The following is a 13,537-nucleotide window of genomic DNA, read 5'->3' on the forward strand; positions in this document are numbered from 1 at the left end:
CCTATTTTGTGGACGAAAAAAGGACCGATTCAAAGCCCTTTATTGGGATAAAGACGGTTTTATCTTATTATATAAACGGATTGAGAAGGGTAACCTTCAATAGCCAAGAAACCAAGAAGAAGTCAAAAATTTAACCCATCAGGAGCTTCGTTGGCTACTTGAAGGCTTATCTATTCAACAACCTAAAGCTATCAAACCAGCTCAAACAGGATGTCTGATTTAAATCATTATAAAATGGTAATAAAACCTGTATTTTCTATTTGATTTTGGGCATACTAAGCCTAACATGAATCATTTAGAAAAAGAGGTGGCACCGTTGAGTACGTTTGAATCGAAACTAATCAAAGAAAATCAGAACCTATTAAAAAAATTGGATCAACAAACTCAACGAATCACTGAACAAGATCAACAAATTAAACAATTAACTGAACAGGTTGAGTTTTTAACAAAAAAGCTTTATGGATCCTCAAGCGAGAAAACTAAAGTTGATCCCAATCAACTCTCACTTTTTGAGGATCCTCATTTAGAAAACCACCAAACAAAGATTGAACCAACAGAAGAAATCACGTATCGCCGCCGTAAGGCATCTGGTCGTAAAGCCGAGCTAACAAAAGATTTACCCGTTGAAGAAATTCACTGTGAGTTACATGGTGAAGATTGTACATGTGACCAGTGTGGTCAAAAGATGAAACCGATGGGAAAGAAACTCATTCGCGAAGAGGTCTGCTTTATCCCAGCGAAACTATTTAAAAAAGTTTACTATTCACACGCTTATAAGTGTGATTGTCATGATGACTCCTATGAAACACAGCCGATTCAATGTGCTGAAGTCCCTAAAGGACCGATCCAAAGAAGCTTAGCAGGACCTAGTGTTCTTGCCTGGATGATTCATCAAAAATACGAATTAAGTCTTCCGCTTTATCGCCAAGAAAAGGAATGGAAGACGTACGGATTACAATTAAGTCGACGCACGATGGCGAATTGGATGATAACGGTGGCGAAGGATTGGTTGCGCCCACTTTACGATTATTTCGCCAAAATCTTGGTAAAAGAAGAAGTTCTTCATGCCGATGAAACGCACTATCAAGTGTTAAATCGAATGGATGGACGTGACGCAACATCTCAAGCACGAATCTGGTTAATTCAAACAGGTAAAGAATGCGAAACACCCATCGTTTATTATCACGCAGATTTAACTCGTACAAGAGTGGTCGCGGAGCAATTACTCAATGGATTTAAAGGCTACCTTCATTGTGATGGGTATTCCGGATATAAGAACTTACCGAATATTGAATTAGTGGGGTGTTGGGCTCATGCACGCCGCAAATTTAAGGATGTACCAGGGAAGAATGGAAAAGCTAAACAAGCTATTGACTACTGTAACCAACTTTTTAAGATTGAACGAGAACTTCAGGAATTATCGCCTGAGGAGCGTTATGAGCAACGTCAGTTACAGGTCAAGCCAGTGATAGAAGCTTTTTATGACTTTCTAGGTAGCTTCATCCCAATGAAAGGTAAGTTGCAAACTGCGGTTCACTATGTTTTGAATCAAAAGAAAGAACTGATGGCCTTTTTGAAAGATGGACGATTAGAAGCATCGAATAATCGTGCCGAACGCGCCATCAAAACCGTGGTTATTGGACGGAAAAATTACTTATTTTCAACAAGCTTAGCAGGGGCTGAAGCCAATGCGATTATCTATAGTGTGATTGAAACAGCGAAAGAGCACGGCTTAAATGTTTATAAATATTTAACTTAATTATTTGAACACCTACCAAATGTTGAGTTTTTAATGAAACCAAAGCTCTTGGAGGACTTTTTACCATGGGCAAAAAAGGTTCAAGAACATTGTAAAGGAATCTAAAAGAAAAGAGACCTCATCTGTAATTCCAGTATACAGGTGAGGTCTCCTTTTTTCTATACGTGTTATTATTACCCGCTTACGAATTAAGTCGAAAAAATGATATAATAGAGGAGATATTTTATTAAAGTATAAGGGGAGCTATATGAGTCGATATTTTAATCAGCAAGAAGTCGAATTACTTGCGCCGGCAGGAAATTTTGAAATTTTCAAGCAGATTCTTCATAGTGGAGCAGATGCGTTCTATTTAGGTGGAAAAATTTTAAATATGCGTTTGCACCGTAAAGATTTTAATTTTTCAAATGATGAGATTGTCGAAGCAATTCAGATGGCACATGAACTTGGAAAGAAAGTTTATGTCACAGTAAATAATTTATTAAGCTCTGAAGATCTGCTAGAAACAGAGCATTATTTACGTTTCTTAGAATCAGCAGCTCCAGATGCGATTATTGTACAAGATATGAGTATTATTGCGCTCGTTCAGAAGTTAAAGTTAAACTTAAATATTCATGCATCAGTCATGATGAATGTTCATAACTTAGAGACGATTAAAAAGTTACGTGAACTAGGTGTGACGCGTGTAGTAACATCACGAGATATTGACTTAAATACTGTCAAATTATTCTCCGCCCAAACAGATATGGAGTTTGAGTACTTTGTTCATGGTGATATGTGTGTAGCACATGGTGCACAATGTACATATAGTGGGATTTTGTTTGGAAATAGTAGTAATCGTGGACGATGTATGAAGCCTTGTCGTTGGGGATATAAAATTAATCACGGGAATTTACAATATAATACAACTTTCCCAATGGCAGTGAAAGATATGTATATGTACGAGCATATTCCAGAATTAATTGATGCGGGAGTTGTTTCATTTAAGATTGAAGGGCGTATGAGAGATGCTGAGTATTTAATTGGGATTATTAATAGTTATCGAGATGCGATTGATCGATACATTGATGATCCTATCTTCTATGACCGTAAAAAAGAATCTCAGACATTATTTAATAATCGCAAACGTGATTTTTCGACAGCTTATGCGTTTGGAAAACCAGGTTTAAGTAATATTAATGAACGTTATGAGGGAACTGGGAAGTTTTATAGTACGGGGAAAGTCTTTAGTAAACCAGTCAATGAGCTTGATCTAACACAGAAGCGTGTCGAAGAAATTCAAGGGGCATTCACTATTGAGGAAGTCTCGCATCATCAACCAATATTAAGTGTAAAAGTAAATAACTACGCTGCTGCTTTAATGGCCATTGAAGAGGGCGTCGATTATATTTATTTATCCGGAGAGGTTTTCCAACCTAATTTACCGTTTAGTAAAAAGGAAATTAAAGATTTAACTTCACAAAAAGGACAATCAAAAATATATTTAGGATTACCGACCATGATGTATGAGGATGATTTTGCAAGATATCAACATTTATTGACGGATCAAGATTTAGGAATTGATGGACTACTCGTGACAAACTTAGGAAGCATGCATAAGTTTGGGTCATTAGGATATTCAATGCGAGGGGACCATGGCTTAAATATCTATAATGCAATTGCAGCTAACTTTTATCAGCAATTAGGTTTAAGCACAGGAACTATTTCAAATGAGTCACCAGTTAAAAATACAAAAGAATTAGTGACTCAAACTCAATTACCGATGGAAATGGTTGTTCATGGTTCACCAGTTGTCATGTATATGAGTCATGATTTATATGAAAATACAAAAGTTATGGCACCAAGTGAACAGAAAGGGCGTCAGTATCAAGATGCCAGACCATTACTTTTAATTGATGATAAAAATAATGAACATCCTGTTTATCGCGATAATAAAGGAAATAATCACATGTTATTATCAAAAGAATTGTGTTATTTACCATTATTAAAATCACTTCATGAATTAGGTGTAAAGACATTTAGAATTGAAGGATGTCATTATGAATTAGAGACGTTAAGAATGATTGTTCAAACGTATAAAAAAGCAATTACAAATTTAGAAGAGTGTCAGAATCTATTTGAATCATTAAACTATGATCATTTAGGGTTTACGCTTGGAGCATTAAATTTTAATTAAGGAGAGGTCATTAATGATTGGTGCTAATCAAATAATTGAGAAAAAGAAAGAATTCTTACTTCCGTCATCTCATCGTAATCACTTTTATGCGAATGCTCCCCAAATCGTAAAAGGAAGTATGCAATTTTTATATGATGATCAAGGAAAAGAATATTTAGATTTCTTTGCGGGTGTTTCGGTGATGAACTGTGGGCATTGTAATCCAGAAATTTTAGAAAAGACGATTCAACAAATGCAAACCTTACAGCATACGACGATTATTTATTTAACAGAGGAAATGGTTCAGTTAGCTGAGAAACTTGCTTCGGTCTTACCGGGTGATTTACGACGTTCATTTTTCTGTTGTACAGGTTCTGAAGCAAATGAAGGGGCAATGTTACTTGCACGTTTATATACAGGAAAAAATGAGTTTATCGCGTTAGAGAATGGCCTACATGGACGTACCTACTTAACGATGAGTGCAACAGGAATACCAATGTGGCGAGCAGATCCAGATTTATCACCTAAGGTTCACTTTGCAAAAACGGTGTGGGATAGTAACACTGATTTAGAACAAGCTGCAAAAGCGTCAATTGAAAGCATCAAAGAAATTATTCAAACACGTGGTGCTAATCATATGGCAGCGCTAATCGCAGAACCGATTCAAGGGAATGGGGGAATTATTACTCCACCTGCTTGGTACTTTAAAGAGTTAAAACAATTATTAGAAGAGCATGGAATTTTATTAATTATTGATGAAGTTCAAACTGGATTTGCACGAACTGGTAAAATGTTTGCGATTGAGCATTACGATGTGGTGCCTGATATTATGACAGTGGCTAAAGCGTTAGGAAATGGGATGCCAATTTCAGCATTCTGTACGACGGATGAAGTAGCAAAGGCTTTTACTAAACCATCGGCATCGACATTAGGGGGAAATCCTGTTTCATCTGCGACTGCGCTTGCCGTGCTTGATTATATTGAAAAATATGAGTTATGTGAGACAGCCGCTCATTTAGGAGAGATGTTAAAAGAGGGACTCATTGCTCTTCAAGCTAAATATTCATTAATTAAAGATGTTCGTGGCATCGGATTAATGTTAGGGGCGGAGCTAGTTAAAGAAGACGGACAACCCGCTTCAGAGGAAACGGATGTCATTTTAGAAAAGTTAAAGGATCGTGGGATTATCGTTGGAAAGAATGGATTAAATCGAAATGTATTAGCCTTCCAACCGCCACTAGTCATTACGGAAGCAAATGTTCAAACATTACTTCATGAGTTAGATGAGGTATTAGCAGAACTTCAATAAAAGGATAGAGAGTACTCTTAAACTGAGTACTCTTTTTTCTAACAACCTATTCTAAAAGATAATGGCATGATATAATTTAAAGATGGAAAGGTACTCAAGTGGCTCAAGAGGATGTCTTGGAACGGCATTAGGACGAGAAATCGTCGCGAGGGTTCGAATCCCTTCCTTTCCGCCAGTATGAAAATAATATGAGAGGTTCATAATCGATCATTAGGATAAATAAAGGTGTGATTGAAACGTGTCAACGATAAAAGAGGTAGCCAAACGAGCTGGTGTCTCGGTTGGAACTGTCTCGAAAGTAATTAATAATATTGAAGTAAAGCCAAAAACGAAACAAGCGGTTGAATTAGCCATCAAAGAACTAAATTATCAACCGAATGTCTACGCACGTGGTTTGAAAGTCAGCCGTACGCATACGGTAGCACTCATTTTACCAACCGTCTGGCATCCTTTCTTTGGTGAATTGGCTTATAACATTGAAAAAAATTTAAGACAACATCAGTATAAAATGATTCTTTGTAATTCCGAAGGCGACTATTTGACTGAATTATCTTATCTGACGATGGCAAAACAAAATCAAGTGGATGGGATTATTGCGATTACATACAGTGATATTGAACATTATGTTTCATCTAATCTCCCATTGATTAGCATTGACCGCTTTTTTAATGATGAAGTGCCTTATGTGAGTAGTGATAACTTCTTAGGTGGCCAGTTAGCCGCAAAACATTTAGATGAAGCGGGATGTCAATCACTGTGTTTTATCGGAGCTGGTTCTAAGAAAGAAAATACAACAAGGAATCGAAAAAAAGGATTTATTGATTACTGCGAAAAATATCAAAAGACCTATGAGATCTTTGATTTAATTGGCAGTCAATCTGAGTTTCATGAGAAAATGGAGCAGTTTTTACTAGAAAAAATTATTAAAGAACATTCAATTGATGGAATCTTTGCCGTAACAGATGCCTATGCTTTAGAAGTGATTAATTTTTTAGAAAAACATCAAATTTCAATTCCAGATGACGTACAGATTATTGGTTTTGATGGGGTGAAATCCTCTAAACATGATCAAATTGAAATTTCAACGATTCGTCAACCGATTGAAGAGATAGCTAAAGAGAGTGTTGCAGCAATCATTCATTTGATTAATAAAGAAACGATTGAAAAAGAAATTCTTTTACCTGTACACTTTATCCAAGGGAATACAACGAAACGACAAAAAGACAGCTAATCGAAAAAAGAGGCTGTCTTTTTTTATGGATTAGATTCTGAGTAACTTTCCTATACATAGTGAGCGTGTTATTGATGATTTTTGAATGACGGTTGCTTAATATATACAAATAGATTTATAGAATATCAGACTTAGTATCATTAAACATGTTTCAATCAGATCGCTTCTTATAGAATTAATCGTCATTAAAGTGAAAGATACTATGAAAAAAGTAAGAACGGATAGAACTTAGACTAAATGAAAATATTTTTTGAAAACGTTAAAAAAATGTTGACGGTTACAAAAAAATATATTATGATTATACCATAGAAAGTGAAACGTTTCATTTTTAAGTGAATGAGTAGTTTCTTTTTTTAGGAATAAAAATGAAACGTTTCATTTTTATATAAGGAGGAATCAGTATGGCAAATAATCAATACCTTGAAGCTGCAAAACAAATTGTTGCTTTTGTAGGTGGGGAAAACAACGTCATTCGTGTTGCAAGTTGTGCCACACGTTTACGAGTTGTTGTAAAAGATGATAAAAAAATTGATGTTGATCAAATTGAAGCAATGGATCTTGTTAAAGGAACATTTAATAATGGAGGGCAATTTCAAGTTATTTTAGGAACGGGGATTGTGGATCAAGTTTATCGTGAGTTTGTGCAAGTAACTAATATTCAAGAAGTTAGTAAAGAAGAATTAAAAGAAGCAGCTGGATCAAAGTTAAATGTCTTCCAACGTATGCTAAAATCGTTAGCTGATGTGTTTGTTCCTATTTTACCAGCTTTAGTTGCTGCTGGTTTATTAATGGGATTAAATAACGTCTTAACGGCACAAGGGTTATTCATTGAAGGGAAGTCTTTAGTTGAAGCTTATCCGCAAACGGCCGATTTAGCTGAGATGATTAACTTATTCTCAAATGCAGCCTTTACGTTCTTACCAGTGTTAATTGGATTCTCAGCGACTAAAATTTTTGGAGGAACACCCGTTCTTGGGGCTGTTATTGGGGCAATCATGATTCATCCAGATTTATTAAATGGATATGATTATGGACAAGCCTTATTAGATGGTACAGTTCCAGCATGGAATATTTTTGGTTTTGAGATTGCAAAAGTAGGTTATCAAGGAACGGTATTACCAGTTATCGTATCATCATTTGTTTTAGCTAAGATTGAACAACGATCACGTAAAATTGTACCAGCAATGTTTGATAACATCATTACACCATTAGTTTCAGTGTTATTAACGGCAGCTTTAACATTTATCATCATTGGACCTGCAATGCGCGTGGTAGGAGATGGACTAACAGAAGCTGTAATGTGGTTATTCTTTAGCTTAGGCCCAGTCGGGGGAGCAATCTATGGTGTAGCTTATCCATTATTAGTAATTACAGGGATGCATCACTCATTAGTAACTGCTGAGACGCAAATTTTGGCCAATATCGGAACATTAGGCGGGTCACCAACCTTTGCGGTTGTTGCAGCATCAAATGTGGCGCAGGGAGCGGCTGCTTTAGCCGTGATGTATCTCATGAAGCGTAATGCAAAGATGAAGAGCTTGGCTTCAGCAGCTGGAGTATCTGCTTTACTTGGAATTACAGAACCAGCGGTGTTTGGGGTTAACTTAAAGTTTAAATATCCGTTTATTGGAGCTTTAATTGGTTCGGCTGTTGCCTCTGCTTACTGTACGTTTATGCAGGTTTTATCAGTTTCTCCTGGACCAGCAGGAATTCCTGGAGTTATTGTGATTCGTCCAGAATCAATGATCCAATACATGGTGACTTTAGTAATCGCATTTGTGATTGGATTCATTGCGACAGTGATTTTAGCCAAATTATTTAACAAAAAACAAAATGTTTAATTAACAAAATGACTGCTTTAATTTCTTTGGAGATTAAAGCAGTTTATATTAGTAAGAATAAAATAAAACGATTACTTTTTTAAGGAGTGTGCAGAAGATGGAGTGGACGAGAGAACAGCGTTATCGACGCATCGAAGAGGTATCAAAAGAAGAGTATGATGCATTAAAACAGCAGGTTAGTCAGTGTTGTTACCGACAAACATATCATAATCAACCAATTACAGGTTTATTAAATGATCCGAATGGATTTAGTTACTTTAACGGGGAATATCACATGTTCTATCAATGGTTCCCATTAGGTCCTGTACATGGGGTGAAGTATTGGTATCATACGACATCAACGGATTTAGTTCATTGGAAAGATTGTGGGATTGCTTTAGAACCCGATCGTTCTTTTGATAGTCATGGTGTATTTTCCGGGACAGCGATTGAACATGATGAAAAATTATATTTAATGTATACAGGGAATGCGCGTGATGAAGAGTGGGTTCGTTATCCAACACAATGTTTAGCAATTATGGATAAAGAAGGGCATATTGAAAAATATCCAAAGCCTGTGATTAAGGCTGCGCCTGAAAATGTAACCGAGCATTTTAGAGACCCTAAAGTTTTCAAGATTGATGAATCATTTTATTGCTTAGTTGGAGCTGAAATAGATGATCATCAGGGAACAGTCGTTTACTATGAGTCAAAAGACCTGATTCATTGGAATTATAAAGGAGAAGTTAAGACCCAGTTTAAAGGGAACGGCTTTATGTGGGAATGCCCAGACTACTTTACACAAAATGGTAAAGGTGTTATGATTATATCGCCTCAGGGAATGGAACCGGAAGGAGATAAATATCAAAATATTTTCCAATCAGGGTATTTAATTGGTGAAGAAATTAATTGGGAAAATGGCGTATTTAACCATGGATCATTTACAGAGTTAGATCGCGGATTTGAATTTTATGCTCCTCAGACAATGCTTGATCCAAAAGGTAGACGCATTTTAGTTGGTTGGTTTGGACTCCCAGGTATTGATTGTGTGAGTGATGAATCTGGTTGGGCGCACTGTTTAACACTACCTCGTGAGCTAGAAGTAGTAGGTGATAAATTGTTACAAAGGCCAGTAAAGGAATTACAACAGCTACGAGGGAATCGTGTTGAGGTGAGTACTCACTTACAAAATGAAGTGAAGTCATTTATCGGATTTAATGGACAAGTCTATGAATTATTCTGTGAGTTTAGTGAATTTGAAGCTCAGGAACTAGGGGTTAAGCTTCGTACGAGCCAAGAAGAAGAAACGCTCTTCTATTATGATACACAGAATAAAAAGCTAGTCTTAGATCGTTCGAAATCAGGTCGTACTTGCGGAGACGAATTTGGATCACAACGTAAATGTGAATTCGAGACAGACAAGTTAACGCTACAAATTTTTGTTGATACATCATCAGTTGAAATTTTCGTTAATGATGGACAGGAAGTCTTCTCGACACGAATTTTCACGAAAGAGGAAAGTACAGGAATTGAATTCTTTACAGATGGAACAGCAAAATTAGAGGCAAAAATCTGGGAACTAAATAAGTAAGAAGAGGTGTAAATATGGCAAAAGTAATCTGTCCTGGTGAAGTATTAATTGATTTTATTTCACTTGAAAATGGAAAAAAGTTAGTTGATGTTGAAAAATTCCAAAAAAAAGCTGGGGGGGCGCCAGCAAACGTTGCAACTGCTCTTGTGAAATTAGGGGCATCAGCTGAATTTGTAGGAGCTGTTGGAAAAGATTCATTCGGAAAATTTTTAATTGAAACATTAGAACATTATAAAGTTGGAACGTCACATGTGATTGAAGATCCTAATTTAGGAACAACGATTGCTTATGTTTCAATTGATGAAGACGGAGAGCGTGATTTCGAGTTTATGCGTGGTGCAGATGGAAATATTTCACCTCAACAAATTAATTTCGAAGCATTTAATGATTGCAAAATTGTTCACTTAGGTAGTGCGACAGCTTTACTTGGAGCTCAATTATATGAGGTTTATCAAGCCTTTATTGATTTTGCAACTAAAAATGATAAATTTATCTCATTTGATCCAAACTATCGTGATGCCTTATATCATGATAAGCAAGCGTTATTCGTGAAACATTGTAAAGAAGTCATTAAACATGTAGACTTAATTAAAGTGTCTGAAGAAGAAGGACAAATTATTACAGGCGAAGAAAATCACGAGAAAATGATTGCTGCCCTACATGCATTAGGAGCAAAAATTGTTACCTTAACATTAGGTAAAGAAGGATCATTAGTTTCAATTGAAAAAACATATAAGGTTGAAAGTATGCCAGTTAAGATGATTGATTCGACTGGAGCAGGAGATGCGTTTATTGGAGCATTATTATCTCAAATTGCGAATTTAGAGCAACCAAAAAGTATTCTAACTGATGAAGCAATGTTAGTTGACTTTACGAAAAATGCGAATAAAGTTGGGGCCTTAACAACGACTAAATTAGGCGCTTTAGATTCCATTCCATCATGGGATGAAATTACAGCCTAGTATTATAGATGATGTCAAAAAAGAAGGAATCGCGAGACTTAATAGTAGATAAAATTTAATAGTAAGAGAAGTAATCTAAGTTAAAGATTACTTCTCTTTTTTATGCCTTTTGATACGTTTAAGAAAAGTGTGCATGTTTTCAAGGCATATTTCTCTTTCATTGAAATAGGATGTAGTGAAGTCGTATTGAATGAAGTAGGAGGAGACACTATGGAAAGAAATTTTAAACGTATTAGAATTGTTGTTGTTCAGCCTGATGAGCAAGTTTATTTTGATCGATATTATACTGATCCATTAGTAGCCATGGATAAGTTTAATTACTTTTGTAAACTGGCGAAAATTAATTACCCACAAGAGGTTGAGTTCGCGATGGAACGGACCGCTTTATATAATGAAATGACGGCATATTTTCCATATAACGAAATTAATCCATCGAATCAATCAGGTTTTGTTCAAGTCTCGATGTATTTTGAGGTCGATCGTTTACAAGTCGTAGATTTATAGCCGTATTACATATTTCTCGTCGGATTCTCATATAATGTAGCAAGCAAGAGTGAACTAATGGGGGATGAGGTGAATGAGACATTTAAATCCGACGTTATATGAAGTTATTTATGATTGGTTTCATCAATTACCTATGGATTATGAAGCTAAAAAAGAAGGAAATACTCATGATAATTTAAAAAATACTCAAGAGGCGATTATTGCTTGTTTAGTAGAGCAATTTCCAAAAAGTTATCGTGAGGCTTATGAAGTTTATCAGGATTTATTTAGTCAAATTGATATTTTTTCAATTTATGATGAGCTAGAAGAGATTAATGTGTTAGCTTTAGCAACGGGTTCTGGTGGGGATGTCTTTGGTTTTATTCATGCCTGTGAATCTTTTCTGAGGGGAAAACGAATCAATATTTTTACAGTAGAAGGAAATAAAGATGCGTTACGAAGCCAAATCAATTTATTTCGGCAACATATTCAATTAAACTTAGTAGAAAATGACATTAATCTAATTCCGATTCCAGTTGTGATTGAACCTGGTTTTGTTCAGGTGATGACTGAATTGAAAAAGCGCTGTTTTAAAGCTTACGGCGTACAAAAATTTGATTTAATTCAAAGTTTTAAGTGGATGAATGAGCAATCGATTCGAGGACGATTACGCTTTTATGATTTATACACTTGGATTAATGACTGGTTATTACCTGATCGATTAGCTGTTATTTTAGAGGATGCAAGCCCTGTTTCGAACCATAAATGTGATCAACAAGTCTCAATGCGAGCAATTAATGATTTTGTCTTTTTTTGCAAACATCAATGGCGTAAAAATCAATTGGTGGCCTTAACGCCAACACCTTGCATTGCAAGAAAGCTAAATGGGAATAAAGCCATGCAGTGTCGAGGGTGTAGTGGATGTTATGATGAGATGGAGGCGTATATAAAATTAGCTGATCAAAAATCATATTCTTGGCAAAGTAATTGTGTGTTCGTAATGAAGTTAGCAACTGGGGAGCTTGGACAAAGATTAGCTGCCAACTTACAAGATGAAAGTGTCGGTTATCAGACTGCTACTCATATTGGTGAACATCCGAATCGCTTTTGTACACTAGATGCGAAAGTATCAGCGGATCAACAAGCAAATGCTTTTATCATTAATCAACGTTTGTAAAAAAGTTAGTGCTATATTATGAATAGCACTAACTTTTTTTGTTGAGAAAAAGTCAATTTAAGCACATAGCTTAGTCAAATTTCATAACTTATGTTAGATAGAAAGGAGGGATTAGACGATGAGAAATATAGGATTGGTTTTATGTGGTGGAGGGGCAAAAGGAGCATATCAAGTCGGGGTGATACGTGTTCTTGAAGAGTTTGGATTACTTGATGAAGTGCAAGCAGTAGCAGGGGCCTCTATCGGTGGGATAAATGGTGCTTTGTTTTTACAATATACACCTGATGAAATTGAAGAGTTTTGGCTCCGTTGCCCATGGTCATCTGTATTTTCCGTGAGTAAAGAAAATATGAAACGAATGAATCAGATTATTGATTCCATGAATAGACGCCAGCTATCCCCCTTTTTTGGAATGATGAATTTAGTAGGTGTAGCCAATACCGTTGACTTACCTCTTAAACGAACAGGATTTGAGAAAGCCTTTCGTTATTATTTAAATCCAAGTTTAATTCAAAGCAGTGACATTGATTTATATGTCTCTTGTGGGCGAATGAAAACGACGGAGCGACGATTTTTTAAGCTGAATGATTTAAGTTCAAGGGAAATGAAAGATGCCTTGCTTGCGACAACGGCCGTTCCGGGTTTGTATGAACCTGTTTATATAGAGGGAAGTTATTACGTCGATCCAATGAAGTATGAACGTGCACCGGTGCGACCTTTACTGTCAACCGATTGTGAAACGATTATTATTGTATATTTAGATTCACGCTCACGAATTAATCAACCAATGATTGAGGGGAAACGAATTATTGAGATTTTCCCAACTAAAGAGCTCGGTAATGGAATCTATGGTTCTTTTGATTTTAGACCCTCTGTATTGAAGTATTACATGGAATTAGGGAGTGAGGATGCTTACCGTATCTTATATCGTGTCTTAAGGAAAAATCCAAAAGCTCCACATCGAGTGAAGATTACAAATAACTGACTTTATATAAGAAGCAGTCTTTTTTTGTACATCGTAAAATCGATAGATAGCCTACGTATGATGTTTTA

11 protein-coding genes and 1 tRNA gene are annotated in these 13,537 nt (G+C 36.0%); all 12 read left to right on the plus strand.

Annotated elements, in window-relative coordinates; translation table 11 throughout:
* Positions 1–103 (plus strand): IS66 family insertion sequence element accessory protein TnpB (tnpB, locus tag NEH75_RS13620; RefSeq protein WP_411040506.1); only part of this gene is annotated, 103 nt, incomplete at its 5' end.
* 213 nt (positions 104–316) lie between these two features.
* On the plus strand, positions 317–1,759 hold the full coding sequence (gene tnpC / locus NEH75_RS07580) for an IS66 family transposase (protein WP_172676289.1): 1,443 nt from the start codon (positions 317–319) through the stop codon (positions 1,757–1,759).
* A 247-nt stretch (positions 1,760–2,006) separates the two neighbouring features.
* Positions 2,007–3,932: a peptidase U32 family protein gene (locus NEH75_RS07585; protein ID WP_055305983.1), complete on the plus strand. Its 1,926-nt coding sequence runs from the start codon at positions 2,007–2,009 to the stop codon at positions 3,930–3,932.
* A 13-nt stretch (positions 3,933–3,945) separates the two neighbouring features.
* The gene (locus tag NEH75_RS07590; RefSeq protein ID WP_055245144.1) at positions 3,946–5,220 is read left to right on the plus strand and encodes an aspartate aminotransferase family protein; all 1,275 of its coding nucleotides are present in this window, start codon (positions 3,946–3,948) and stop codon (positions 5,218–5,220) included.
* Between the two features lie 84 nt (positions 5,221–5,304).
* Positions 5,305–5,395 (plus strand) — tRNA-Ser (locus tag NEH75_RS07595).
* A gap of 63 nt (positions 5,396–5,458) precedes the next feature.
* Positions 5,459–6,451: a LacI family DNA-binding transcriptional regulator gene (locus NEH75_RS07600; protein ID WP_055274742.1), complete on the plus strand. Its 993-nt coding sequence runs from the start codon at positions 5,459–5,461 to the stop codon at positions 6,449–6,451.
* 401 nt (positions 6,452–6,852) lie between these two features.
* Positions 6,853–8,292: a sucrose-specific PTS transporter subunit IIBC gene (locus tag NEH75_RS07605; RefSeq protein ID WP_055305984.1), complete on the plus strand. Its 1,440-nt coding sequence runs from the start codon at positions 6,853–6,855 to the stop codon at positions 8,290–8,292.
* Between the two features lie 97 nt (positions 8,293–8,389).
* A complete protein-coding gene (locus NEH75_RS07610) occupies positions 8,390–9,862 on the plus strand; it encodes a glycoside hydrolase family 32 protein (RefSeq protein ID WP_055305985.1) in 1,473 nt (490 codons plus the stop codon).
* Between the two features lie 14 nt (positions 9,863–9,876).
* Entirely contained in the window at positions 9,877–10,824 is a 948-nt protein-coding gene (locus NEH75_RS07615; RefSeq protein WP_055305986.1) for a carbohydrate kinase family protein, read from the plus strand.
* A 210-nt stretch (positions 10,825–11,034) separates the two neighbouring features.
* On the plus strand, positions 11,035–11,328 hold the full coding sequence (locus NEH75_RS07620; RefSeq protein ID WP_055305449.1) for a hypothetical protein: 294 nt from the start codon (positions 11,035–11,037) through the stop codon (positions 11,326–11,328).
* 73 nt (positions 11,329–11,401) lie between these two features.
* Entirely contained in the window at positions 11,402–12,484 is a 1,083-nt protein-coding gene (locus tag NEH75_RS07625) for a hypothetical protein (protein ID WP_055305450.1), read from the plus strand.
* A gap of 118 nt (positions 12,485–12,602) precedes the next feature.
* Complete coding sequence (locus NEH75_RS07630) at positions 12,603–13,469, plus strand: patatin-like phospholipase family protein (RefSeq protein WP_055245259.1); 867 nt, start codon at positions 12,603–12,605, stop codon at positions 13,467–13,469.
* Positions 13,470–13,537: the final 68 nt, after the last annotated feature.

Source organism: Turicibacter sp. T129 (assembly GCF_025594975.1).
Lineage (GTDB): Bacteria > Bacillota_I > Bacilli_A > MOL361 > Turicibacteraceae > Turicibacter > Turicibacter bilis.

What these genes read in the sequence shown, in the direction of transcription:
- NEH75_RS07615 (WP_055305986.1), top strand. Translation starts at nt 9,877, where the DNA reads ATGGCAAAAGTAATCTGTCCTGGTGAAGTATTAATTGATTTTATTTCA.
- NEH75_RS07585 (WP_055305983.1), top strand. Translation starts at nt 2,007, where the DNA reads ATGAGTCGATATTTTAATCAGCAAGAAGTCGAATTACTTGCGCCGGCA.
- NEH75_RS07590 (WP_055245144.1), top strand. Translation starts at nt 3,946, where the DNA reads ATGATTGGTGCTAATCAAATAATTGAGAAAAAGAAAGAATTCTTACTT.
- NEH75_RS07625 (WP_055305450.1), top strand. Translation starts at nt 11,402, where the DNA reads ATGAGACATTTAAATCCGACGTTATATGAAGTTATTTATGATTGGTTT.
- NEH75_RS07605 (WP_055305984.1), top strand. Translation starts at nt 6,853, where the DNA reads ATGGCAAATAATCAATACCTTGAAGCTGCAAAACAAATTGTTGCTTTT.
- NEH75_RS07610 (WP_055305985.1), top strand. Translation starts at nt 8,390, where the DNA reads ATGGAGTGGACGAGAGAACAGCGTTATCGACGCATCGAAGAGGTATCA.
- NEH75_RS07620 (WP_055305449.1), top strand. Translation starts at nt 11,035, where the DNA reads ATGGAAAGAAATTTTAAACGTATTAGAATTGTTGTTGTTCAGCCTGAT.
- NEH75_RS07630 (WP_055245259.1), top strand. Translation starts at nt 12,603, where the DNA reads ATGAGAAATATAGGATTGGTTTTATGTGGTGGAGGGGCAAAAGGAGCA.